The organism is Campylobacter massiliensis (assembly GCF_014253065.1).
GTDB classification, from domain to species: Bacteria; Campylobacterota; Campylobacteria; order Campylobacterales; family Campylobacteraceae; genus Campylobacter_A; species Campylobacter_A massiliensis.
The window spans coordinates 583,493-607,395 of sequence record NZ_JACLZK010000002.1 but is presented as its reverse complement, the minus strand read 5'-3'; the positions used below and the strand labels follow the sequence as shown (position 1 = coordinate 607,395).

Below are 23,903 nucleotides of genomic sequence, written 5' to 3'. Positions count from 1 at the left end.
ATGGGTTGCGTTTTAGTCGATTTGGGCTTTTTGAGCGACATAGATACCGCTAAATTCGAAGGTTTTAACGAGCGCGAGATAGAGTTTTTGATAAACGCGAACAAAGACGTAAATACGCTAAATTTGAGAAAAAAACTCGGCAAATTTAAATGCTATATTTTTGAGCCGACTCTTTATATCAGCGATCAAAATGAGATAAAAAAGCTAAAGCGGTATTTTTTGAAAAATACCAATTCCGATTTTATCGTTTCTTACGACGAATTTGAAAAATTTAAAATCCCCGAAAGCGAGCCCGAAAAGATAAGCGATAAAAAGCCGAGCTTGGCCTTTTTTTCACCGCTACCGAATGAAAAAACCGGCGTTAGCTTGTATTCAAAAGAGCTTTTAGATGAGCTTGGCGCGTATTACGAGATAACCGTTTTTGTTGAAAACGCAGCAAATGTAGATGCCGAATTAAAGCAAATTTACGATATAAAAGAGGCGAAGGCTTTTTTGGAGGGTCCGCATAAATTTGAGCGCATAATATACCAAATGGGCGGTTCGCACTATCATCTTTATATGTATGAGATTTTGAAAAAATTCGAAGGCGTCGTCGTTTTTCACGATTTTTATATGTCGCAGCTTATTTACACGCAGGACGCTTATTATCACTCCATATTTTACGACGAGCTTTACTATTCGCACGGATACGAAGCGCTTAGCTTTCTTAAAGAAAACGGACTTGAAAAAACGGTGCTAAAATATCCCGCAAATAAAGCACTGATAGATGCGTCGCTGGGTGTTATAGCTCATTCAAACGAGCCTCAAAGGATATTTGACGAGCTTTGCGACGGCGAAAACGGTATATTTGAAGTCATCCCGCTACTTAGAAAACCGGCTCAAATTTTGCCTAAAAACGAATGCAAAAATAGGCTAAATTTACCCGTAGATAAGCTTGTTGTTTGCACGTTTGGCTACGTCGGCTCCACCAAGCTTACGTTTGATATCGTAAGGGCGTTTAAGCAGACCTTGGCAAATGCCAAAAACGAAGCGATTTTGGCCATAGTCGGCGACAGCACGAGTATGGAGTATATCTCGCTCATAAAGCGCTACATAAAAGAGCACGACCTGCAAGAGCGCGTAAAAATCACGGGCTGGACAAACGATGATAGCTACAAAGAGTATCTAAACGCTTGCGATATAGCCGTGCAGTTAAGGGCGGACTCCAGGGGCGAGACGTCGGCTGCGGTTTTGGACTGTTTTAACTACGCTTTGCCCGTTATCGTAAATAAGCACGGCTCTATGAGGGATTTGCCGCAAGATTGCGTGCGCTTTGTCGAGGATAAATTTAGCTCGCAAGAGCTCTCAACCGCTATAGACGAGCTTTGCGGCGATATGTTTTTAAGAGAAAAAATAGCCAAAAACGCTAAAGAGTATTTGGATAAATTTCACGATCCTAAATTTTGCGCCGAGAAATATTTTAAATTTATAGAAAAAATTTACGCCAAAAAGCCGCTACTAAGAGAAATTTTGCCCGATTTTAAAGAATCCAAAAGCGATATCATCTCTCTTTCAAAATCCATAGCTTCGCTAAAACCGCCGCTTCTTAAGAAAAATAAAATTTTCGTCGATATAACCGAAATTTACGTAAAAGATATAAAAACAGGCATCCAGCGCGTAGTTAGAGCTCAACTTTTGCAGCTTTTGCAAATGCGAAATTTAGCCTACCAAATAGAGCCGATATATTACGACGATCTGCGCTCTACGTATTTTTGCGCTAAAGATTTTATGAGGGATCTATACGGACTAAAAGAGTGGAACGCCGTAAATGAAGCGGCCGATATGAGCGAAGGGGATATATTTTACGGACTTGATTATATGCCTATCGGCGCGGTAAATGCATACAAAAACGGCGTTTATCAAAGGCTTCGCGCGAAAGGTGTCAAGCTGTTTTTCGTCATTTACGATCTTATCCCGATTTTGTATCCGCAGTTTGTGCCATCCGTCTCCCCGGGCAATCACGACCGCTGGGTGAAAGCCGTTATAAACGTAGCGGACGGTCTTGCATGCATATCGGATGCCGTCATAGACGATGTGAAAGAGTATATCGCTAAAAATGATCTGCCAACTCCGCCAATCATAAAAAGTATGAAGCTTGGCTGCGATATAAAAGCGACCGCGCCAAGCTACGGGCTCGATAAAGCCTCGCTTGAAATTTTAGATAAAATTCGCTCAAAACCGACCTTTATAATGGTCGGAACGCTTGAGCCCAGAAAGGGTCACGACGCGGCTATAATGGCGTTTGAGACGCTATGGCGAAAAGGGCTTGATATAAATTTGGTTATCGCAGGCAAGGTCGGCTGGATGGTTGATGAGCTTTACGAAAAGATAAAAAAACACGAGGAAAACGGCAAAAGGCTTATTTATCTAAATTTCGTCAGCGACGAGCTTTTGGATGAAATTTATAAAAACTCGAGCTGCCTCATCGCCGCAAGTAGAGCCGAGGGATTTGGCCTGCCGCTCGTTGAGGCTGCTATCCACAAGATCCCGATAATAGCGCGCGAGCTTAATGTGTTTAAAGAGGTTTCAAACGGCTCGGCGACGTTTTTTAAGGATGACGATGATTTAGCGGGCACCATAGAGAGGTGGCTCGGGGATTTTAAAGAGGACAAACACATCAAATCAGACCTAATAGAGCTTGTATCGTGGCGACAAAGCACCGAGCAGGCTTATCAAATTTTAACAGGAGAATTATAATGAAAAAAGCGTTAATCACGGGTATCACGGGGCAAGACGGAGCCTATTTAGCGAAGTATTTGCTGGATCTTGGCTATAAAGTTTACGGCGCGTGCAGGCGAACGGCGAGCCTAAATTTGTGGCGTTTAAACGAGATTGAAGTCGCGCAAAACGAAAATTTGCAAATTTTAGAGATGGATCTAACCGATCCTTTTAACATCCTAAGCGTCGTCTCCGAGGTTAGACCGGACGAAATCTATAACCTTGCCGCGCAAAGCTTTGTCGGAGTTAGCTTCAAAGAGCCTTTTCACACAGCAAACGCTACCGGCATAGGCGTGCTAAATTTGCTCGAAGCCGTGCGCATCGTAGATAAAAATATCAAATTTTATCAAGCCAGTACCTCGGAGATGTTTGGCAAGGTCCAAGCTATCCCGCAGAGCGAAGATACGCCGTTTTATCCGCGCTCACCTTACGGCGTGGCTAAGCTTTACGGGCACTTTATTACGGTAAATTACCGCGAGAGTTACGATATCTTTGGCTCCAGCGGCATACTATTTAATCACGAAAGTCCTTTGCGAGGCCTTGAGTTCGTTACGAGAAAAATCACAAACACCGCCGCAAAGATCGCGCTGAAAAAAGCCGAGGTTTTAAAGCTGGGAAATATGGACGCCAAGCGCGACTGGGGCTACGCCTACGAATACGTCCAAGGCATGCACGCGATCTTGCAGCACGATAGGCCCGATACCTTCGTGCTCGCTACGGGCGAAACGACGACGGTTCGCGACTTTGTGAGGCTTAGCTTCGAGGCGCTTGATATCGAGCTGAAATTTGAAGGCGAGGGTGAAAACGAGGTCGCGCGCGATAAAAACGGCAAAATTTTAGTCTGCATCGATCCGCAGTTTTATCGTCCCGCCGAGGTCGATCTGCTCATCGGAGATGCGAGCAAGGCTAAAAAAGAGCTTGGCTGGCAGGCGAAAACGGACGTCAAAGAGCTTTGCGCTATGATGGTTAAGGCCGATCTTAAAAAAATAGAGCGCGGCTTTGAGTTTTAAGGTTTTCGTAACGGGCGCGGAGGGTTTTAGCGGCAGGTATTTGTGCGCGCATCTAAAAAATTTAGGCTACGAAGTCTTTGAGGCTACGACGCAAAACTGCGATATCTGCGATATAAAAAGCATAAAAGACGCCCTCAAATTTGATCCTGATTTCGTGATCCATCTGGCTGGTATTTCTTTTGCGCCAAGCGATGCGGAGCTTATTTTTAAGGTAAATGTTGCAGGCAGCAAAAACCTGCTCGATGCGCTTGGCGAGCAAAGAAAAAAGCCCAAAAGAGTGATTTTGGCAAGTTCGGCTTCGGTTTACGGCGCGCAAGAAGCCGGAGCCTTGTCCGAAAATTTGACGCCGCATCCCCTATCTGTATACGCTAAAAGTAAATTGCAAATGGAAAATTTAGCAAAGGATTACGACCTTGATATCTTGATAATGCGCCCGTTTAACTACACGGGAGCGGGGCAGGGCGTGAATTTTTTGATTCCTAAAATCGTATCGCATTTTAAGCGAAACGCTAGCGTCATCAAGCTTGGAAATTTAACCCCAAAGCGCGAATACAACAATGTTTTGGACGTGGTTAAAATTTATGAAAAGCTTTTAAATTTAAAGACCGGCGAGAGGATTTTTAACATCGGCTCGGGCAAAGGGTACGGCATAGGCGAAATTTTAGATTTTATGAGAGAGATCTCAGGGTGCGATATAAAAGTCGAGCAAAATCCCGCGTTTATGCGAGCGGACGAGCCCGAGGAAATAACGGCCGATACTGCGAGGCTTGAAGCAAACGGGCTAAATTTGTGCAAAACGCACATCAAGCAAACGCTAAAATGGATGTATGAAAACGAGTAAAATTAAAAACTGCGCACCAAAAAAAGAGGGCAAAGCTAAAATTTTAATCGACGCAAAGCCGCTTATTTCGCAGCTCACAGGTATCGGCAGATACGCTTACGAGATCGTAAAAAGGCTGGATAAAGATAAATTTGAGCTCTTTTACGACTATGGATTTGTTTCAAAAGAGCTAATTTTTAAGGGCTGTGAACAGAAAACGTCTTTTTCAAATTCACTCAAAAAAAGTTTGGTAAAAAAACTAAAATGGTTTGTGCGACTACTGCCTCTAGGTGTAAAGACGCGTTTTAGACTATTTTTAAAAAAGCTAAACGAGCGAAATTTTAAAGGGATGAAATTCGACCTTTATTTTCAGCCGAATTTTATCCCACTTGATATTGAAGCGAGACATCTCGTGGTCTCGGTACATGATTTTACTTTTATCAAATTTAGCGAATTTCATCCGAAAGATCGCATAGAGTTTTTTGAAAAAACCTTTATGCAAAATATAAAAAAAGCCACGCATATCGTCACTGGATCAAATTTTACCAAAAACGAGATTGTGGAAATTTTAGGATTTGATGAAAGCAAAATTAGCGTAATATACCACGGCTATGATGATAAAGTTTTTCACCCAAAAGACGATACACAAAAAGTAGCCGTAAAGGCTAAGCTAAATTTGGCAAAAGAATTTATACTTTTTGCGGGCTCTATTGAGCCTAGGAAAAATCTCGCTACGCTTATTAAAGCCTACAATCTATTGCCAAGCGATTTGCAGACTAAATTTGACCTAGTTATCGTCGGCGCAAAAGGCTGGGAAAACTCGCAAGTCCATGAGCTCATAAATCAAAATAAAAATATCAAATTTGCGGGTTTTGTCGCAGACGAGGAGCTGGCGGCTCTTTATAGTTCGGCTAGCGTTTTTGTATATCCGTCCATCTATGAGGGCTTTGGTATTCCACCGCTTGAAGCGATGGCTTGCGGGTGTGCGGTAGCGTTATCTGATATCGAAGTTTTTAGAGAAATTTACGGCGAGGATGCGGTTTATTTCGATCCTTTAAACGAAGCGGATTTAAAAGAGAAGCTACAAATTTTACTTACTGACGAGAAAATGAGGGAAGATTTCGCGAGGATTGGACTTCGCCGCTGCAAAGATTTTTCTTGGGCAAAGTCCGCCAAAGCTCATAATGAGCTGTTTTTAAAACTGCTTAGTTAAACGCGCTCTCAAGCTTGCTCATGCTTTGTTCGTTTATGTCATTTATTAGGCTTTCAAGCTCAAGATAGGCCAAAACCACGTTTCGAGCAGAAGCTATCAGTTCATTTTTTATCTTGTGGACTCTAGCTTTAGCGTCTAGTAGATCGACTAGATCCTTTAGTCCCTCTTCGTATCCGCGCTCTATTGAGCGTTCGTATACATTAGCGTGCTCAAGCGACCTTACGTTTATGTCGTACTCTTGGATATAGTTTTGGAGGTTGATGGTGGCTTGTCTTTGTGCGATATCGACATTTTTTCTAGTATCGTTTTGTCTAGAGATGCTAGCTTGCCTTAAAAACATGCCTTCTTCAACCCTATAGCTTGTGTACCAGCTTGAAAATATCGGCATATTTAGGCGGATATTGGTTTCAACCCTATGATTTTTATCGCCAAAAGCTCTATCATCCTTGTAATCGTTGTTTGAGTAGCCTATAGAAAAGTCGATGGTCGGCAGATGTTCGCTTTTACGCTTGGTGTGCTCTTTTTCGGCTATTTGCGTCAGTAGCGCGCTTTGTCTGTAATCTAAATTTTGTTCTATGTCGCTGTATTTTCTAAGATCAAGATTTTTGAAAAAATCAATATTTATATTTTCAAAATACTCCATAGTATCGATGTCCTGCCCGACTAGTTTAAAAAGCGACATCTTGGCTATGTCTATGCTTCTTTGTGCTTTGCTTACGCCTAGCATCGACTCATCGTATCTCACTTTTGATTCGAGCATGTCCATTTTATTGGTGAGTCCTAGTGAGAGCGAGCGCTCCATCTGCTCAAATTTAGCCCTATTTGCATCTTGATAGCTTAGTGCTAGTTTTAAATTTGCATTAGCATAGGCTAGTTCAAAATACGCCTTGGCTACTTTTTTGGCAAGCTCTTGTCTGCTATGTTCTAGCTCGATATGACTTCCTTGCATCCTTAGTTCTTCTTGTTGCCTTTGGTAGTACAAGGATGGTTGAAATATCGGCTGCCTTAGCGTCACGCCGTAACTCGTGTAGCTTTCATTGCTGTTCTTGTTGAATCTTTTATATTTGTCGCCATGATAGGATAGGTCGCCGTTTATGGTAGGCAACAACTGAGATAAGGCTTGATTGTACCTTTGCTCTCCGGCTAGACTGTTGTACATATAATATTTGTACTCTTCGTCGTTGCCTAGAGCCATATTATAGGCTTGAGATAAGCTTGCGGACTGCGCCGACAAAAGTATCGGCGCGGCAAGTAGGGATAAAATTTTAATCTTCATTAAATGCCCTTTTAAACATATTCGTAAACGGATTTAAGATATAGCTTAAAACTGTTCTATCGGTCGTTTGCACCATTACCTCTGCAGGCATACCTGGAAGCAAGAAAAATTTATTATTCTCTAGTTCCTTTATGCCGTTTTCGGTGAGTTTAACCTTTATCTCATAGAACTGATGTCCGTTATTATCCTGTAAGCTATCGGCGGATATATATATGACTTCGCCCTCTACTACGTGGGCTTGCTGAAGCTCAAATGCGCTAAAGCGCACGTCGGCTAGTAGTCCTATAGTGACTTTGTCTATATCGGTCAAGTTCATCTTTGCATCGACGATATATTCGCTCGTATCCGGAACTATGTTCATTATTACTTCGCCCGGGCGCACGACGCCACTAATAGTATGCACGGTCATACCTACAACTGTTCCGCTTATCGGAGCCCTTATCTCGGTTCTAGTCAGTTGATCGTTTAGGGCTATATATCTTGATCTTAGAGCGTTTATAGATTTTGTTACGTTTTCTAGTTGCTTTAGGACTTCTTCTTTAAAGGTTCTTTCCCTTAAAATTATTTGAGATTTCGTCTCGGTTATTTGGACGTTTAGTCTAGCGATTTCTGCCGCGCTTGAGGCTATCTCGCCGTCAACAGCTATCTTTTCTCGCTTTGAGTCTCTAAGCCTTATCTTGTCGCTTAGTTGTTCTTTATATAGCCTATCCCACTCTTTTATCTCTTCGTCTAGCGATGCTGCTCTTAGTTTTCTTGAGGATATTATGGCGTTTAGTCCATCTATTTGCTTATAGAGCTGAGAGATGCGCTGATTTAGTATCTCTTTTTCATCGCTTAGCATTTTTCTTTGCTCATTAAAGATACTTATTTGCGCTTCCGAAGCTTCTTTAAAGCCGTCTAGTTTCTTTAGCTCGTCGCTGAAATTTATCTGTTTTTCGCTATCCCTCTGCGCTATAAGCCTGGCTTCCAAGACACCGTTTTGTAGATATTCTGTTGCGGAAGCGTTAAGGTCTGCTTGGAGTCTAGAGTTTCTTATTCTTAAAAGTACGTCCCCTTCTTTTACCTTATTGCCGTCTTTTACGTAAATTTCGTCTACTACGCCGCCTTCTAGGTGCTGTACGACTTTCTTGTCGTTTATTACGCTTACTTTTCCGACCGCTACGGCACCGCCTTTAAGTGGGGCAAAAGCTGCCCAGCCGCCAAACACTCCAACTAATATCAAAATAGTTAGTAGGCCAAATCTTATCGTTCCTCTTTCGTCAGACAGTATCATTATTTTTCCTCTGTTATCTTTTGCTTAGCCTGTTGCTGCACAGCCTGGTTTTGATTTTTGGTAAGCTCGTGTAGTACAGCGTCTCTTAGACCGAAATATATAAGTCTGCCGGCGGTTAGAACCGCTATTTTGTCGACTATTCCTAGTATGTTTAGCTTATGAGTTATCAATATGATAGTAGCTTTGCCTTTCATATTTAGCAGAGCTTGATGCAGCGCTCTTTCTCCGGCTTCGTCGAGGCTTGCGTTTGGCTCATCCAGTACGATTATCTTGGGCGATTTATAAAATGCTCTAGCCAAAGCTATCCTTTGTCTTTGTCCTCCGCTTAGGCTTGAGCCGCCCATGCCTATTTTGGTATCGTAGCCTTCCGGTAAATTTAATATCATCTCATGCACGTTAGCTAGTTTTGCCGCTTTTATTATTTCCTCGGAGTCTAGTTCGCCAAACCTTGCTATATTTTCAGCTACTGTTCCCTCGAAAAGCTCCACATCTTGAGGCAAGTACCCTACAAATTCTCCAAGGTGGTTGCTGTCGTATTGGTTTATATCCGCACCGTCTACTCTGACTGTTCCCTTAAATAAAGGCCATACACCCAGCACTGCTCTGGCAAACGAGCTTTTGCCTGCCGCACTCGGTCCTATCACCGCACACATATCTCCGGCGTTTAGGCTTAGCGTTACGTCCATTAGCGATAAGGTTTTTGCGTTAGGCGGCACTAAGGATACGCTCTGACACTCTATCTGGCCTATAGGATCTGGAAGTTTTATTCTGTCGGTTTCAGCAGGGAATTCGTCTAAAAATCTATCTAGTCTTTGATAGCTCTCTTTCGCACCCTTGTAGTTTTTCCAGCTGGCTATCAAGATATCAAGCGGAGCCAGAGCTCTGCCCATTATAATTGATCCCGCAATCATCATTCCTGGAGTTAGCTCCATTTTTACGACGAGGTACGCACCAAGGCCCAGCATCAAGGACTGAAAGGTGACGCGTGCCGTTTTACTTATGTTTGCGTAGACTCCGGCTTTTGAGCTTGCGTCCGAATGTGAATTCAAAAACTCATCATGCTTTTTCTCCCAAATTTTTCTCAAATTTGCATTCATTCCCATAGCTTGTATGACTTCGGAGTTTCTCAAATTTGAATCCACAAAACGCATCTCTTTTTTGTAGCTGTCATTTGAGTTTTTAAGCCCGTCTTTTGTTGCGTTTTCGTTTAAAAGCGCAAGGATAAAAAGAAAAATCGCGGCAAATACGCTAAACCAGCCGTAGTACGGGTGAAATAAAAACAGTATCGCGATATATATCGGTAGCCACGGAGCATCTAAAAATGCAAACACTCCGTTTCCGCTTAGATATTGCTTGAGCGTATTTATGTCACTCATCGCCTGCGAAGTAGTTTTTGACGGATTTCTTGCAGCTAGTTTAAATATCGCGTCGTAAACCCTGCCTGATAAATTTTGATCCATCTGATTGGCAAATATTATCAGTACGCGCGATCTAAGTATCTCAAAAAGCCCCATTGTTACAAATAGAAACACTACTATTAAAGTAAGCATAGTGAGCGTATCCAAGCTTCTTGATGTTACCACGCGGCCGTAAAGCTGAAGCATGTATAAAGGAGGCGTCAGCATCAGTAAATTTACGAAAGCACTAAAGATACCCGCATATATCAAGCACTTTTTGGATTTTCTGAGTATGCTTTTTAGTTCGTTTTCTTTTTTGGACGTGCTCATTTTGAAAGTATCCTTGAGGCTAGAGTTTGGAAGTTGCTCAAACTGCTTAGGTGTATGTTGATTAGATTCATATATCCGTTTCTAACGAACATTGCCAAAGTTTTGTCGTCTAGTTCGTTTAGCTTGCTTTTGCTCACGATCGAAAAGCCTTTTATTAGCACGTAATTTTCCTCGCCTACCTTTAAATTTAACTCTTTATCGACTAAAATTCCTGCTTTTTTTATCTCTTCCATCATTACTTCTGTTTTTCTAAAATCCGCATCGTAGTTTTTTAAAGCCGATACTACTTTGTCCAAGAAATCGCTTTTGTTGCCCTCATTGTCAAATAATATCTCGCCTTTCTCACCGCCTTTTTGTATCTGCTCGGAGTCCATATCGACGCAGAGTACTCTTTTGCCGTCTGCGTTGCCGAGTAAAAACGGATAGTTTTTTAGGCTTGCAGGCACGTAGCCGTTAAAATTTTCATCTATCATTACGTTTCCGTCTCGTCCTAGCAGCACCAGCATCGTCGGCACTATCTCGTTGGTAAAGACTATGCAGAAATTTTCAGCGCATTTTTTCATCTCAGATATCGTGATCTTTGCTACTGGGGTATCGGGCAGGGCGCCACCCACATATCTTAGGTCTCTGTGTTCATCTGAATGCAGGGCCGTTATGTTCATGTTTTTCCTTTTTTTTATATTATTTATATTATGTTTTTTGTCTATACTGATATTTTTGCTAGTCTTGACAAATACCGTTCCGCCGTTTTGCTTTATAAATTTAGCCACGTCGTCCTTCTCATTATCTCCGACTATAGTTGCTTCGTATCTTTCCGTCTTGCCGATCGGTTCGTCTCCCCTTTTTTTATTTCTTTCCCTTGAAAAGGAACTATTTAATATCTGCATAAATTTAGCTATATCTTCGCTTTGCAGATACAGCATCACGCTCGTCTTGCCTATGTAGTAGCCGTAAATTTGAGCTCCATATCTATTTGCCGTATCCGTAAGCTTGGTCTTGTATATTTCTACTTCGCTCTCATTTTTGCAAAAGTCGCCGTTTTGTTTTACTAAAACCGTTCCGCCGATTATCTCTCTTGCTTTTCTACCCACTGACTTCCTTTCGTTTGAAATATTTTTTGTCCAGATGCAATCTTATCACCCATAAACTTAAAATATATTTAAAAAGTGCCAAAGTAAAACAATTTTTTTTAAAATTTTCTCAAATTTTCGGTAAATTTCGTCTGTTTTTAATAATGAATTAAACTTATTTCCTAGCTTTTATGTTATAATAACCCTTAAGTATTTGCAAAAGTACTATCGATAGTAGGTAGGACACAGAGCAGACCTTAGTAGGCTCATCTGCGGTTACCTTATCTCGGTTGATTCTACTATGGTAGGTCTTTGCAACTACCAAATTTCATTTTAAGGAGTCCTTAATGGCTTTAACACAAACACAAGTTTCTCAGCTTTACGTTACTCTTTTTGGTAGAGTATCTGAAGGTGCTGGAAATAAATACTGGCAAAGTGCGGTTTCAGACGTAGCTGCCGGCGCTAATGCGATGCTAGCTACAACTGCTGCTCAAGAGTACTTCGGTTCTGCTTTGACTAGCGACGAAGCTTTTATTAAGCATATCTATAAAAATACGCTTAACAAGACACAAGTAGAAGATCCTGCGGGTATCAAATTTTGGGTTGATGCCCTAAAGGCTGGTAACTCACGTGGTTTAGTAGTTTCTGAGCTTATCAAAGCTGCACAAGATCCTGCAAATAAAGGTGCCGCACAAGATTATTTTAACAATAAAGTAGCTCTATCTGACTATACTGCTACAAAGGTTGAAGGAAAAGATCTAAAAGTTAAAGATCTTGCACCTTTCAAAGAAGCTCTTACAAAAGTAACTTCAAACCCATCTAGTTTAACTGATGCAAAAGCGTTTGTTGATAGTTTGGTTAATATCTCAACTGATAGTTCAGTAGATTGGAATTCTGCTCCTGTAAATCCGGGAACAGCTGCCGAGCTAACTACAGATACAGATACATTGACTGCAAATGTATTTAATGCGGGCATGAAGCATAACCCTGGTGGCACTGATAGGATTATGACGCTTCAAAGTAGTGATAGGCTAACTGGCGATGCTTCAAGAGCGGACAATACATTAAATGTTGAATTTGGACATATAAATGGCGACGAGGCTGATCCTGGTTCAAGAACGCCTATACTTAATAATGTTCAAAACATTAACATTCAAGTAACTGGAACTGTTAATACTCTTGATTTGCGCGATTCTAATGATGTAGAAAAAGTCAATATAGACAGAGTTACTCAAGAGGCTGCAAATAAATTTACTGTTCAGAGCATAGGTCAAAAGCTTGACGGTATGAGATTAGCTAATGTTGCAAAAAAAGACATAAATGTCAAATTTGAACACAAAAAAGGCGTTCTAGCGGGTTTTGAAGACAAATCTAGTGTGTTCTTAGAAAAAGTAGACGCAAAATCTCTTTCAATTACTAGTGACGCTAATACTGAAGGATACGAGCAATTAGATTTAGTTTCCAAACAAGATGTTTCTATGGATAAATTTGAGGCAAATCAGCTAAGAGAGCTTACTATAAAAGGTAGCGGTAGCTTAGAAATAGCTGATGTTGAGCTAAACGCTGGTGCAAATCCTCAATTTTATGAAGTTAAAGATGGTGGTATCCAAGCGGTTGGAACAAGAGGCTTTACTAAACTTGATGCTTCGAACTATAATGGCAAGCTAACTCTTGACATATCAGATATTGTTAAAAATGCATTTGATCCATTTGATTCTGGTAAAAAACAATATACCGATATTATCGGTAGCAAACTGGGCGATACTTTCTATCTACGAAATGGTGTTGAAGATAGAATTTCTATTAATGGCGGTGAAGGTCAAGATAAATTAGTTATGGTGGGCGGCTCAATAGGCGAATATGAAACTGAAGGTAAGGCTACTATAACAAATATCGAAACTCTAGAGATGAGAGCTCAAAAAAGTGATCTAGAGATGGATTTTGACAGATTTGATGAAAATCTTAAGAACGTAGTAGTTCGAAACGAAACTATCGGCACCGCTCGCACATTTACTCTTAATGATATTTCTGAAAAATTTGCAAAAGAAGGCGAGATAGTTGTAGAGCATGCTGTTGGCGATTCTGATAGTGACGGCAACTTTGATACAAAAATCGTTGCAAATTTAAAAGACGCTAAAGGCAAAGATGATACTCTAAACTTTAAAGTCGTAGATGCAAACAATAAAGACAATACTTTCGAGTATGAGATTGGCGCAAAAGGCGTTGAAAACTTAAAAATCAATGATAGCGACTCTGAGAGCAATAGTGTTAAATTTACAAATGCCAATGATCACACTGGAACGATAACTCTTACAGGTGGCACAAAAGATTTATACTATGCTGTTGATGGCGAAGTTGTAGCTAAGACTGTGGATGCAAGCGCTCAAAAGAGTGATCTAAGACTAACAGTAAAAGATCAAGATACAAATCCTGGTCAAGATATTAAACTTGGAACAGGTAATGATGTCTTGACATTTGCAGAGCTTGATGGTCTTGATGGTAAAGATAAGATAACCGATGCCGGCGGAGATAATGATACTGTCAGAGCTATCTTTAGTAAAGATGGCGCTCTTAATCTAGCTGGTATAGAAGGCATCCATATCGCTGCTAGCAAAAATGTCACTCTTGATATTGTAAGTAAAGATGTAAGCAAACTAGTTGTCATGTCTCAAGAGGCTGTTGCTCAAACTGACAAAGTAAGTAGTTTGGGATATGGTGTCAAAGGTATGGGTAAAACAGTAGATGCCACTAAAGTTATTACAGTCAAGAGCTCTACAAACATAACTGAGCTTAACTTTAAAGGTGACCTTGACAAGGTTGATCAAAAAGGACCAAGTGCGAATCCTGCAGAGCCTTACGTTGATGAAGAAACCGATCAGCACTTTAATGGAGTAAAACTTTTAGACAATAAAGCTGAGAGCGTAAATGTTAATATCGACTCAAAACTTGATGATATTGACAAAGGTGCTAAGAGCTACACTGTAGAGCAAATCACTGTCGACGGTACTAAAAATATCACCGTTAATGTAAATGATGAGAGAATAAAAAAGGATGCTGCAACTGTTACTACAGAGATTAAAAATATCGCAGGCAAAAATCTGGAGACCTTGACTCTAAACGCAAAAAGAGATCTTAATCTCAATACTGTAACTGCAAATGACCTAAATAACAGTATAAGTCTTGTTGATGCTTCAAATGTAATGGGTGAATTTATTGCACGCGTCGTAGGATTGGGTGACGGTGCTACAGTTAAGATTAGTGATGGCGGTAGTAAATTTAACGCCTTAGGTTCAGCTGGTAAAGGCATTAAGATAGCAGCTGGTGACGGCAAAAATGAGATTACCGGTTCTGCTCAGTCTGATTTTATTACTACTGGAAGCGCAAATGATAAAGTTTACGCACACAGGGGTGACAACGTTATAGACGTAGGCGATGGCGACGATGCTGTAACTGCTAGAGATGGTAACGATACTGTTGCATTTGGTAGAGGTTATGATTCTTATAAAGATAACTTCGGTACATCTATAAATACAGTAAACGCGGCTACTACAGTTACTAAATTAGCTGGTGTAGCTAACGTTCAGATTGCCGTAAAAGGAGATGTAGCTGAGAATACTGATATTACTCTAGCTCAAGCTACAGATGGTACAAATAATTATGTAAACCAGGTTATAGCTTCTGGAGAGGGATCTACTCTAAAAGTTCAGTGGCAGGGTGGCCAAATCCAAGGTAGTGCTACTACTTTAAATGGTAGATTTGCAGAAAACTATAATCTAAATAACGATACATGGGATTATACTGTTGACGGTACTGGTGCTACGGATGAAGAGAAGCTTAAAAAGGGAACTGGCAATGACAAGGATAACTTCTGGATAGCAAAAGGCGCTCACCATGCAAAAGTTAATGGCGGAGATGGAAACGACGTAGTTATAACCGCCCCTGATGTTACTAAGCTTACGTTTAATGGCGGAAATGGAAACGATGCTGCGGTAGGTACCAAAGGCGCTGACGTGTTTGAAGGCGGTAAAGGTGCTGACGTATTTGCTACAAACAATATTTATGAGGGTGGCAAAGTAAAAGACGACGGAGCAACAGATACTATCAAAATAGCTGATGGAGAGTCAGTTAAAGGATCTCATGATGTTATATATGGTTTCTCTACAGCTGCCGCCGGTAGCGATAAGCTTGAGCTTTCAAGCACTTTAGTAGCTGATAACAAAGCTGCTGGCGCTCAAGATATTGCCTCAGGTCAGGGTAAAGCCATCCAAGCTTATGGAATTACAAATGGTGTAGCTACATTCTATAGCGATGCCGCTCATACTCAAGCTACGGTGGTAAATTCTAAGAATCTTAACGATGTATTAGATTATTTTGCTAAAGAGTTGAATGGTACTACTAAGACGGTTGCTTTTGCTTACGATCAGGACGGTGACGGTACTGCAGATAGCACGTTCTTGTTCCAAGACGGTGCTGTGGATACCGTTGTACAGCTAGCAGGTACTACCGGCGTTCAAGCCTTAGGTGGTGCAGCTGGTGCTGATACTATAGTTCTTGCATAATACCTCGTATTTTTGCAATAGCTATTTCAAGGGTCTCTTTATAACAAGAGACCCTTTTTTATTTCTACTTATTAAAACTGGAACATTTATTGCTGTTTTATTCTTATATATTATAAAGGAGATAAAATATGCAAGTAAAAAATGACATACATTCACAACAGCTTGCCTTAGGCAGGGCTTTTTCAAAAGGCTACGATAGAATTTTTCAGAGCTACGTAAAAAAACTAGAAAATTACGAAGAAAAAGATACAGAGTCTAGACAAGAAGCTTTTGATAAATTTTATGATACGCAAAAAAAATTACGCGATCGGTATGAGGCTGCAAAATATAAACTTGATATACAAGATCGCCCAAATATATATACTATGACTTCAGTTACGAACTATAATCAGAAGATTACGCTTGACAAAATAAATGAAGAGATAGAAATCGAACGCAAAAAGCTAAAAGAAAAGCTTGCAAGTGGCAAATATGATTTTATGGAACGGTTGAGATTAAATAATGAGTTTAATGATTTTAAAGAAAATCTAAGAGAAAAGGCTTTTGGTGATATAAAAAAATTTAACGACCAATATCAGAGAGCTTTTATTAAAAAAGATTTTTCTACGATAAGTAATTTACAAAATAGTTTATTGTCAAGTCTTTTATCAGGTGATTTATAGCAGACTGTGCGGGTAAAATTTACTCGCATTATTTTTTTGCTCATGGAGATGAAATTAATGATTCTTTTTTATACCATGATTAAAATATTTACATTTTTTATCGCCATAAGCAAAACAATCTTTTGATGGCTATTGTTTTATCGTCTCAAAAAGCTGATTTTATAAACATATTTGAATTATTCGTTGATATAATTTTCGCAAATCTAAAAGCTACCGACCTCGTCGTTATAAAGTCAAATTTGACATTAAATAAAATTGCTTAACAAGATAAAAAATAACTAATAAAAAGTAACATAAGAGGAGGTCAATAATTTTGTTATATTTTTACTTTTAAATTTATTTTTATCCACCGCTTATTATGTAGCTAATTGTGCTCGACTTGTTTTGATGTTGGTGACTGCTTGTGTTTTTATGCTTTTTCGTATAAGAGCTTGTTAGTTGTTTTGTTGTATATCAAAGTACATATGTTTTGTTTTGGATATAATTGCGGAGTCTTGCATCCTTTTGTGTCATGTTTGAGTATTGGCTTTAGTGGGTCGTATCGAGCCAGGTTGTATTTGCGAGTTATATTTAACGCCCTTAGACTTGCCAAGAAGTAGATGGTCGAGCTTAAATTTACGGGTGCTTTTTAAATCTTATTTTGTTTATTTTTCTCTCTATAAAATAGAAATTTATAAACCCAAATACAACCGAACCAATCGTGATAAAAAACAAATTTACGGCTCCTAGTAAAAGTTGGCCAAGCCAAATAAAAAGAAAATGGCTGATAAAAATCGCATATGAAAGCGAGCCCGCGATCTCGTTAAATTTAAGCTTAAATTTAAATCTCTCATGCGCTAGTACGGCTGCGGCTCCGACTAGATAGCCGGTTGCCGTTTCTATCCCAAAGGCGCTAAATTCGCGCGAGTAAAAAAGATAGCCAGCTAGCGCCGCTACGGCCGCGTAAAAAACGGCGAGCTTGCCAAACTCTTTTTGATAGATCAAAAATCCCGTATAAAACATAAAAAATACGCCGCAAACGAGCCTATATCCGTAGATATCGGCATTTATAAAGCCCAAATTCGCCGCCGCGTAAACGCCTAGCGAGCCGGTAGCTAGCGCGTAGCCTAGCCGTCTAAATTTGATCGCTAGCACGAGCAAGGCGTAGGCCTGAAGCTCGGCTCCTAGCGACCAAGCCGGAGGTATGATGAAATTTAGCCCCACGGGCGCGTCTATGACGGAAACATCAAGCCAAAAAAAGTAATTTAGAGGCGCGATAAGCGCATTTAGGAGCAAATTTTTTGCGTTAAAATGCGGCTGTAGATACGACGTCGCGCAAAAAAACAGTACCGTTAGCGCAAACGCAAAGAAAAACGCGGGATAAACGCGCAGAAATCTATCTTTTATAAAGTAGCTTATTTGCGCGTTTTGCGGTGCGATTTTGATAAAAACCTTTGATGTAACCAGCCCTGCTAGGATATAAAAAATCACGACGGAAAAGACGCCGATATTTTTGCCCGCTAGCCCGACTCCTATGTGCGAGAGCAGCACGAAATACGCTAAAATAAGCCTAATATAACCAAACATTTTGTTCCTAGTTTTTACTTTTTACGGCATTTTGCGGCTGCAGTTAGCCGGATTTTACGGCGCAATTTATTTTTTTGTAAATTTCCGCCGCTTTGCTCTTTTGGGCTGCGACCGTTGCAAACCGCTAAAAACGGCTCCTTTTGCCGAGCTTTATTGCGCAAAGGCGATTGTCGCCTTTTTTAGCCGGCTAGATATGTAAAATTTGCCGCCCGTATTTATATTTTTGCCCAAGTATGCATAAAATTTAACCGTCTCTAGCTTTGCCGTTTTTGCGTTTATTTTGGTTTTGATTTTACCGTAAATTTAAGCGTTTTAGGCTTTTGTATCGGCTTAAATTTTTGAAGCAAATTTAAAGTGGCGGTGAATTTAAAAATCTCCGCTTTCGCCGAATTTAATGCTAGAGCCTAAAATTTTACAAACGAGGTCTAAGATTTCTAAATTTACCTCGCTCGCGTATTCGTCGATAACTTTAAAAACCTCTTGTCTCACGTCCAAATCATTATTCGCATGAGCCTTTGCGTAGGTCTCCTCGGCGATTTTAGCTAGCGTAAAAGTATCGATATCCTTTTGTCTCATCGCTGTTTTTAGCGATTTTGAGAGTTTCCATTTTAGATTTTCCATATTTTTCCTTTTGCGTTTTTACGGCTAAATTTCACATCCACTCCAAAACCTGCGTGATGTCGCCTGCGACGAAGCATTTTAGCCCCTGCGCGTCAAGCGGCTTAGACGGCACGATCGCGTTTTTAAATTTCTGCGTTTTGGCCTCTTTTAGGCGCTGATCGAGGTTAAATATCTCGCGAATCTCGCCGTTTAGGCTAAGCTCGCCCATAAATACGCTCTCTTTGCTGATCGGACGGTTTTTAAAGCTGGAAATGATCGCCGCGACTACGGCTAGATCGGCCGCCGTTTCGCCGATCTTGACGCCGCCGCTCACGTTGATGAAAACATCGTAGTGACCCAGCGGGATCTCTAGTTTGCGCTCAAGCAGCGCTAGCAGCATATCCAGGCGGTTTTTGTCAAAGCCCGTGGAGCTGCGCTTAGGATACGCGCTCTCGCACACGAGCGCTTGTATCTCGACGCTAAGCGCGCGCGAACCCTCCATCGTGATAGTGATCGCCGAGCCGCTAGTGGCCTTACCTCGCGTGAAAAATTTGCCCGCGACGTCGTTGGCGCTGATTAACCCGTTTTCGCTCATCTCGAAAATCCCCACTTCGCTAGTAGAGCCGAAGCGGTTTTTAAAACCTCGTAGCATGCGCAGCTCGCGGCTGGAGTCGCCCTCGAAATACAGCACCACGTCCACCATATGCTCCAAGATACGCGGCCCCGCGATCGAGCCGTCTTTGGTGATATGGCCGATGATAAAGACGCAGATATTTTCGTTTTTGGCTAGGCGCATGAGTTCGAAGGTGATCTCGCGCACCTGTGACACGGAGCCCGGCGCGGAGGCGATTTTTTCGCTGTAAAGGGTCTGTATGGAGTCGATGACGAGGATTTTATACTCGTTTTTGCGCACTTCGGCGAGGATATTTTCGAGTAAAATTTCCGTGAGCAAAAACAGCCCGTCTTTGACCGCGTCTAGTCGCTGGGCTCGCATTTTGATCTGGCTTGCGCTCTCTTCGCCGCTTACGTATAGCGTTTTTTTGCCTTGAGCGGCAAAATTTGACGCGATTTTTAGTAGCAAGGTACTTTTGCCGATGCCGGGGCTTCCGCCGATCAGCACTAGCGAGCCCTCCACGACGCCGCCGCCAAGAACCAGGTCCAGTTCGCTATTTTGCGTGCTGATACGCGTGATTTTTTCTATTTCGATCTCGCTGATTTGTTTTGCCAGGCTTGGTTTTGCAGAGCTTTTGGAGATCTCTTTTAGCGTTTCGATCTGCTGCGCGTTTAGCTCTAGAAAGCTATCCCAAGCCCCGCACTGAGGGCATTTACCGACCCATTTGCTCTGCTGATTACCGCAGGCTTGACACTCAAATACCGTTTTGATTTTTGCCATATTTTTCCTTTGCGCGATTATACTTTAAAATGTTTAAATTTTACTCTCGACGCGCGGTTAAATTTCAAATCGAAACACGCGCGAGCGAAAAGTAAGTAAATTTAACTCAAATCAACGAAAATTCAACTTTATCTAAATACAATTTGCCAAATTTAAAACTAAAATGGAGCGAAAATGAAACAAAAGCTTAGCAAAAATCAGTTTTTAGTCATCTCGCTCACGCTTTTTGCCATGTTTTTCGGCGCAGGGAACTTCATCTTTCCGCCGAATTTGGGGCGAGAGGCTGGGCAGAATTTTTACGTCGCGATCATGTTTTTTTGCGCTACGGCGGTGCTTTTACCCGTGCTTGGCGTCGCAGCGATCGCTAGAGCAAAGGGGCTTCAAAGCCTAGTTCGCCGCATAGATCCGGTATTTGCGGTGCTTTTTACCGCGCTTTTATACCTCACGATTGGGCCGCTTTTTGCGATACCTCGCGCGGCAAATATGCCATTTGATATCGCCGTTAAGCCGTTTATCGCGGCTGAAAATTTGCAAATTTGGCTGTTTTTCTACTCGGCGGCGTATTTTGCGCTAAATTATTACGTCTGCATGAATCCGTCAAAACTAGTCGATCTGCTCGGCAGATACCTCACTCCGCTGCTTTTGGCGCTTATTTTGCTACTTTTTGGGGCGGGATTTTTATTCCCGATCGGCGAGTTCGTCGCTCCTATCGGAGATTATGCGCAGCGCGCAGCGGCCAAGGGCTTTGTAGAGGGCTATCAGACGATGGACGCGCTGGCGTCGCTGGCGTTTGGTATCATCGTGATAAACGCTATCAGAACCGTGGGCGTAAAAGACGAGCGCCACCTTGTCTCATCGACTATAAAGGCCGGCATGACGGCGGGCGTGATTTTGATGGCGATTTATTTGATGCTGGGCTACCTTGGCGCGACGTCGGCGGAGCTTTTTAAAGACGCGCCGGAGATAAACGGAGCCGAACTACTATCTCGTATTAGCGGCCATTACTTCGGTAAGGCGGGCGTTTTGGTGTTAGGTTCAGCGTTTTTCTTAGCTTGTATCACGACGACACTGGGACTCATCAGCTCTGCTAGCGAGTACTTCGAGGAACTAACGGACGGACGCGTCAAATATAAAATTTGGGTTGCGGCGTGGTGCTTGATCGGTTTTGGCGTGGCGAATTTCGGCCTCACGACCATCATCAAGGGCTCGATCCCGGTACTGATCGCCATCTATCCGATCGCCATCATGCTCATCATCCTTTCGCTCATCAATCCGCTGATCGACTCGAGCAAGCTCGTCTACCGCACCTGCGTCTACGTCTGTGTGGTCGTCGGCACGATAAACGGCCTTGATATCGCGGGCGTCTCCGTGCCGCTAGTGACGGATCTCGTCAAGGAAATGCCGTTTTACGACTCGATGCTTGGCTGGATCGTGCCTAGCGCGGTCGCATTTGCGGTGACTTACATACTGCACCTTGTGCTAGAAAAGAAAGAAAATACTTTTTAACTACTAGCTGCAAAGCGCCGAGCTCGTAAGGGGTCGGCGCGCCGTCAAATTCCCCGTGCGTCTAAATTTACCCAGCCGTCAAATTCCCCGTGCGTCTAAATTTACCCAGCCGTCAAATTCCCCGTGCGTCTAAATTTACCCAGCCGTCAAATTTACCCAGCCGTCAAATTCCCCGTGCGTCTAAATTTACCCAGCCGCGATTAGACGTATTCTTTCGTGTGCTTTAGGTCGGTGATTAGTAGAGGATTGTCCTCGCGCATCATATCTATGAGCCTCTCTACGCGCTGCGTAGTTGGGTTCTAGCGCAGCCAGTCTAGCTCGCGCTACGTGATACCCACCAACTAAAGGAACTCGACTCTACTGCTTGGCGTGGTCTATACCGCCCAGTGCTGGGTCGGGCGCGAAGGAGACGCCTGCGAGTTTCGTATCCGCGTTAAGGCGTAGAGGCGAATTGGTCGGTATGAAATGATAAGCCTCGAACCATTTTTTGCTTTTATAGACGTATTCGGCGAGATTTTGCATGAGAGATATCGCCCAAAAAGGCTCGTTTGGGACTACCTTGCTGCCAAAGGACTCTAAGCTGGGATCGTCCGCAAACGGCGCGATACACATACTAAACTCAAAGCCCCAACCGCTAAATTCCCCGTGCGCGCTTTGCGGATCGTAGTAAAGCTCACTAGATGGCGGCGCGCGCCCTCGACGAAATCAAATATACTAACGCCTTCTAGATAATCCTCGCCGCCCAAGCTCGCATGCAGCCGCGACGGGTAGTGGCGTTCGTTTGCGGGATCGTAGATATTTTCTAGTGCGCGTGCTATCGGAGTCCCAGCCGGGCGCGTCGTCCTCGCTAAATTTAGCCTCGTACTCTTGCGTCGTCATTTTTATGCCTTTTAGCGAGTTGCGTTAAGCGCGGGTACTATATATAAAATTTGCAAATTTAAGGGAATGGGGATAAATTTAAAAAGCTAAAATTTACGCCCGATATTTAGGTGTAAATTTCATCCACGATAGTATCTACGAAATCGTGCGGGTCAAATTTGACTAGATCGTTCATCGTCTCGCCGGTGCCGATGTAGAGTATCGGTAGCTCCAGCTCGCGCGCGACACCAAAAAGCGCTCCGCCCTTTGGCGTACCGTCAAGCTTGGTGATGATGACGCCGTCAAGGCTCACGATGTCGTTAAAGGCCTTTGCCTGCGCTAGACCGGCGTTGCCCTGAGTGCCGTCTAGGATGAGGATCTTGCGGTGCGGCGCGCCTTCGTAGGCTCTGTCCGCGATGCGGACGATCTTGCTTAGCTCGTTGGCTAAATTCGTTTGATTTTGCAGGCGACCGGCGGTGTCGAGGATGACGTTGTCGAGATTTTTAGCCACAGCCGAGCTGATCGTGTCAAAGGCGACCGCAGACGGATCGTGGCCTTGTTGCGTAGCGACGATAGGCACGTCCGCTCGCTGCGCCCACTGACGTAGCTGCTCGATGGCTCCTGCTCTAAACGTATCGCAAGCGCCTAAAATAACATTTTTGCCTTCATTTTTATATAAATTCGCAAGCTTTGCGATCGTGGTTGTCTTGCCTGCGCCATTTACGCCCAAAATCAGCTCCACAAAAGGCCTTCCGATTTTTGCCTCACGCTCGTTCTCGTATATGAAGTAGGTATTTAAAAGCCGCTTTAGGTCGTCTTTTTTTACCTCGTTTTGCGGCGGCAGATAGTAGAGGACCTCCTCGACGATCTCGTAGGCGATGTCGGCTTCGAGCAGGATCTCTTCTAAAATTTCCTTTGAGATTTTTTTATCGGCGGGTTTTGACGAGCGGATCACCGCGAGCGTCTTATCAAGCCCCTTTTTTAAAAAGCCAAGCATTAGTTTATTACCTTATTTATATCGCTTTCTAGCATCTCTTCCGGCACGAGTCCGACGTAGTGCGTGGCGTATTCGCCATTTGGCTTATAAAGCACCATATATGGGATGCCTACGACGCCACCTAGAGCTTTTGCGAAGAGGAAGTTATTTTCGCCGTAGCTAACGCCGAAATTTACTTTAAATTTCTTCATAAAGGCGTCTATTTCGTCTTTTGACTTATCTTCCATAAGTACGCTTACGATTTTTAGCTTGCCTTTAAATTTATCGCTTAGATTGTTTAGGTGCGGGATTTCCGCCTTGCACGGCGGACACCAAGTGGCGAAAAAGTTAAACAAAATCGCCTCGTCGTTGCCCTCTACTTTAAAGCCTTTGTCAAATTTTTGCAGCGTCATCTTGCTCTCGTCCATTAGCGTTAGCTCAAAAGGCGCTTCTACGTTTGCGCTTTGGCTTTGGCTTTGGCTCGGAGCGGAAGTAGTCGGCGCGGCGTCGCTCGTCTTGGTCTGATTTACGTCGCTTTTTTTTTCATCGCCGCAGCCGCTCAAAAGTAGCGCCAAAAATGGTATAATCAAAAGGTTTATTTTCATTTAATAATTCCTGTCTAAGATTGGTTTTAGGC

Annotated in this window: 17 protein-coding genes and 1 pseudogene; 7 read left to right on the top strand and 11 right to left on the bottom strand. The window is 42.5% G+C overall.

Features of this window, described 5'->3' with window-relative positions:
* The 4 genes from H7R39_RS09580 to H7R39_RS09565 are packed head-to-tail and all read left to right on the top strand — an operon-like array spanning nucleotide 1 to nucleotide 5,800.
* Nucleotides 1-2,736 carry a glycosyltransferase gene (locus tag H7R39_RS09580; protein WP_185899011.1) on the top strand — a complete coding sequence of 912 codons (2,736 nt, stop codon included), beginning with the start codon at nucleotides 1-3 and terminating at the stop codon, nucleotides 2,734-2,736.
* Nucleotides 2,736-3,767 carry a GDP-mannose 4,6-dehydratase gene (gene gmd, locus H7R39_RS09575; protein WP_185899010.1) on the top strand — a complete coding sequence of 344 codons (1,032 nt, stop codon included), beginning with the start codon at nucleotides 2,736-2,738 and terminating at the stop codon, nucleotides 3,765-3,767. The genes H7R39_RS09580 and gmd overlap by 1 nt, the downstream gene beginning before the upstream one ends.
* Nucleotides 3,757-4,608, top strand: coding sequence for an NAD-dependent epimerase/dehydratase family protein (locus H7R39_RS09570; RefSeq protein WP_185899009.1), 852 nt, complete (start codon nucleotides 3,757-3,759; stop codon nucleotides 4,606-4,608). Before gmd ends, H7R39_RS09570 begins: the two co-directional genes overlap by 11 nt.
* A complete protein-coding gene (locus H7R39_RS09565) occupies nucleotides 4,595-5,800 on the top strand; it encodes a glycosyltransferase family 4 protein (protein WP_185899008.1) in 1,206 nt (401 codons plus the stop codon). The genes H7R39_RS09570 and H7R39_RS09565 overlap by 14 nt, the downstream gene beginning before the upstream one ends.
* Here H7R39_RS09565 and H7R39_RS09560 read toward each other — a convergent pair.
* From H7R39_RS09560 to H7R39_RS11560, 4 genes are read right to left on the bottom strand one after another with little or no spacing between them, the layout of a single operon-like run.
* Complete coding sequence (locus H7R39_RS09560) at nucleotides 5,793-7,076, bottom strand: TolC family protein (protein WP_185899007.1); 1,284 nt, start codon at nucleotides 7,074-7,076, stop codon at nucleotides 5,793-5,795. The genes H7R39_RS09565 and H7R39_RS09560 overlap by 8 nt on opposite strands.
* Nucleotides 7,066-8,349 carry an HlyD family type I secretion periplasmic adaptor subunit gene (locus H7R39_RS09555; protein ID WP_185899006.1) on the bottom strand — a complete coding sequence of 428 codons (1,284 nt, stop codon included), beginning with the start codon at nucleotides 8,347-8,349 and terminating at the stop codon, nucleotides 7,066-7,068. The genes H7R39_RS09560 and H7R39_RS09555 overlap by 11 nt, the downstream gene beginning before the upstream one ends.
* Nucleotides 8,349-10,076: a type I secretion system permease/ATPase gene (locus H7R39_RS09550; protein ID WP_185899005.1), complete on the bottom strand. Its 1,728-nt coding sequence runs from the start codon at nucleotides 10,074-10,076 to the stop codon at nucleotides 8,349-8,351. Before H7R39_RS09550 ends, H7R39_RS09555 begins: the two co-directional genes overlap by 1 nt.
* Nucleotides 10,073-11,167 carry a SapC family protein gene (locus H7R39_RS11560; protein WP_185899004.1) on the bottom strand — a complete coding sequence of 365 codons (1,095 nt, stop codon included), beginning with the start codon at nucleotides 11,165-11,167 and terminating at the stop codon, nucleotides 10,073-10,075. Before H7R39_RS11560 ends, H7R39_RS09550 begins: the two co-directional genes overlap by 4 nt.
* Before the next feature lie 326 nt (nucleotides 11,168-11,493).
* Here H7R39_RS11560 and H7R39_RS09540 point away from each other — a divergent pair, with 326 nt between their 5' ends.
* Nucleotides 11,494-15,705 carry a DUF4214 domain-containing protein gene (locus tag H7R39_RS09540; RefSeq protein ID WP_185899003.1) on the top strand — a complete coding sequence of 1,404 codons (4,212 nt, stop codon included), beginning with the start codon at nucleotides 11,494-11,496 and terminating at the stop codon, nucleotides 15,703-15,705.
* Between the two features lie 128 nt (nucleotides 15,706-15,833).
* Entirely contained in the window at nucleotides 15,834-16,367 is a 534-nt protein-coding gene (locus tag H7R39_RS09535) for a hypothetical protein (protein WP_185899002.1), read from the top strand.
* Between the two features lie 615 nt (nucleotides 16,368-16,982).
* Here the strand turns inward: H7R39_RS09535 and H7R39_RS09530 are convergent.
* The 3 genes from H7R39_RS09530 to radA all read right to left on the bottom strand — a co-directional run bounded on the left by H7R39_RS09530 (nucleotide 16,983) and on the right by radA (nucleotide 19,926).
* Nucleotides 16,983-17,933 carry an acyltransferase family protein gene (locus H7R39_RS09530; protein ID WP_185899001.1) on the bottom strand — a complete coding sequence of 317 codons (951 nt, stop codon included), beginning with the start codon at nucleotides 17,931-17,933 and terminating at the stop codon, nucleotides 16,983-16,985.
* Nucleotides 17,934-18,299: 366 nt separating this feature from the next.
* Entirely contained in the window at nucleotides 18,300-18,554 is a 255-nt protein-coding gene (locus tag H7R39_RS09525; protein ID WP_185899000.1) for a hypothetical protein, read from the bottom strand.
* A gap of 31 nt (nucleotides 18,555-18,585) precedes the next feature.
* Nucleotides 18,586-19,926: a DNA repair protein RadA gene (gene radA / locus H7R39_RS09520; RefSeq protein WP_185898999.1), complete on the bottom strand. Its 1,341-nt coding sequence runs from the start codon at nucleotides 19,924-19,926 to the stop codon at nucleotides 18,586-18,588.
* Between the two features lie 174 nt (nucleotides 19,927-20,100).
* Here radA and brnQ point away from each other — a divergent pair, with 174 nt between their 5' ends.
* Nucleotides 20,101-21,432, top strand: a complete 1,332-nt coding sequence (brnQ, locus tag H7R39_RS09515; RefSeq protein ID WP_185898998.1) for a branched-chain amino acid transport system II carrier protein — start codon at nucleotides 20,101-20,103, stop codon at nucleotides 21,430-21,432.
* A gap of 357 nt (nucleotides 21,433-21,789) precedes the next feature.
* On the opposite strand, the pseudogene H7R39_RS11340 reads toward brnQ, so the two are convergent.
* From H7R39_RS11340 to H7R39_RS09500, 4 genes and pseudogenes are all read right to left on the bottom strand, one after another.
* A pseudogene (locus tag H7R39_RS11340) lies at nucleotides 21,790-22,050 on the bottom strand (suppressor of fused domain protein); the annotation flags it as partial.
* 96 nt (nucleotides 22,051-22,146) lie between these two features.
* Nucleotides 22,147-22,311, bottom strand: a complete 165-nt coding sequence (locus H7R39_RS11335; RefSeq protein ID WP_228724771.1) for a hypothetical protein — start codon at nucleotides 22,309-22,311, stop codon at nucleotides 22,147-22,149.
* Between the two features lie 106 nt (nucleotides 22,312-22,417).
* On the bottom strand, nucleotides 22,418-23,287 hold the full coding sequence (gene ftsY, locus H7R39_RS09505) for a signal recognition particle-docking protein FtsY (RefSeq protein ID WP_185898997.1): 870 nt from the start codon (nucleotides 23,285-23,287) through the stop codon (nucleotides 22,418-22,420).
* The gene (locus tag H7R39_RS09500) at nucleotides 23,287-23,871 is read right to left on the bottom strand and encodes a TlpA family protein disulfide reductase (protein ID WP_185898996.1); all 585 of its coding nucleotides are present in this window, start codon (nucleotides 23,869-23,871) and stop codon (nucleotides 23,287-23,289) included. Before H7R39_RS09500 ends, ftsY begins: the two co-directional genes overlap by 1 nt.
* Nucleotides 23,872-23,903: the final 32 nt, after the last annotated feature.

What these genes read in the sequence shown, in the direction of transcription:
- H7R39_RS09580 (WP_185899011.1), top strand. Translation starts at nt 1, where the DNA reads ATGGGTTGCGTTTTAGTCGATTTGGGCTTTTTGAGCGACATAGATACC.
- gmd (WP_185899010.1), top strand. Translation starts at nt 2,736, where the DNA reads ATGAAAAAAGCGTTAATCACGGGTATCACGGGGCAAGACGGAGCCTAT.
- H7R39_RS09565 (WP_185899008.1), top strand. Translation starts at nt 4,595, where the DNA reads ATGAAAACGAGTAAAATTAAAAACTGCGCACCAAAAAAAGAGGGCAAA.
- H7R39_RS09560 (WP_185899007.1), bottom strand. Translation starts at nt 7,076, where the DNA reads ATGAAGATTAAAATTTTATCCCTACTTGCCGCGCCGATACTTTTGTCG.
- H7R39_RS09555 (WP_185899006.1), bottom strand. Translation starts at nt 8,349, where the DNA reads ATGATACTGTCTGACGAAAGAGGAACGATAAGATTTGGCCTACTAACT.
- H7R39_RS09550 (WP_185899005.1), bottom strand. Translation starts at nt 10,076, where the DNA reads ATGAGCACGTCCAAAAAAGAAAACGAACTAAAAAGCATACTCAGAAAA.
- H7R39_RS09540 (WP_185899003.1), top strand. Translation starts at nt 11,494, where the DNA reads ATGGCTTTAACACAAACACAAGTTTCTCAGCTTTACGTTACTCTTTTT.
- H7R39_RS09535 (WP_185899002.1), top strand. Translation starts at nt 15,834, where the DNA reads ATGCAAGTAAAAAATGACATACATTCACAACAGCTTGCCTTAGGCAGG.
- H7R39_RS09530 (WP_185899001.1), bottom strand. Translation starts at nt 17,933, where the DNA reads ATGTTTGGTTATATTAGGCTTATTTTAGCGTATTTCGTGCTGCTCTCG.
- H7R39_RS09525 (WP_185899000.1), bottom strand. Translation starts at nt 18,554, where the DNA reads ATGGAAAATCTAAAATGGAAACTCTCAAAATCGCTAAAAACAGCGATG.
- radA (WP_185898999.1), bottom strand. Translation starts at nt 19,926, where the DNA reads ATGGCAAAAATCAAAACGGTATTTGAGTGTCAAGCCTGCGGTAATCAG.
- brnQ (WP_185898998.1), top strand. Translation starts at nt 20,101, where the DNA reads ATGAAACAAAAGCTTAGCAAAAATCAGTTTTTAGTCATCTCGCTCACG.
- H7R39_RS11335 (WP_228724771.1), bottom strand. Translation starts at nt 22,311, where the DNA reads ATGACGACGCAAGAGTACGAGGCTAAATTTAGCGAGGACGACGCGCCC.
- ftsY (WP_185898997.1), bottom strand. Translation starts at nt 23,287, where the DNA reads ATGCTTGGCTTTTTAAAAAAGGGGCTTGATAAGACGCTCGCGGTGATC.
- H7R39_RS09500 (WP_185898996.1), bottom strand. Translation starts at nt 23,871, where the DNA reads ATGAAAATAAACCTTTTGATTATACCATTTTTGGCGCTACTTTTGAGC.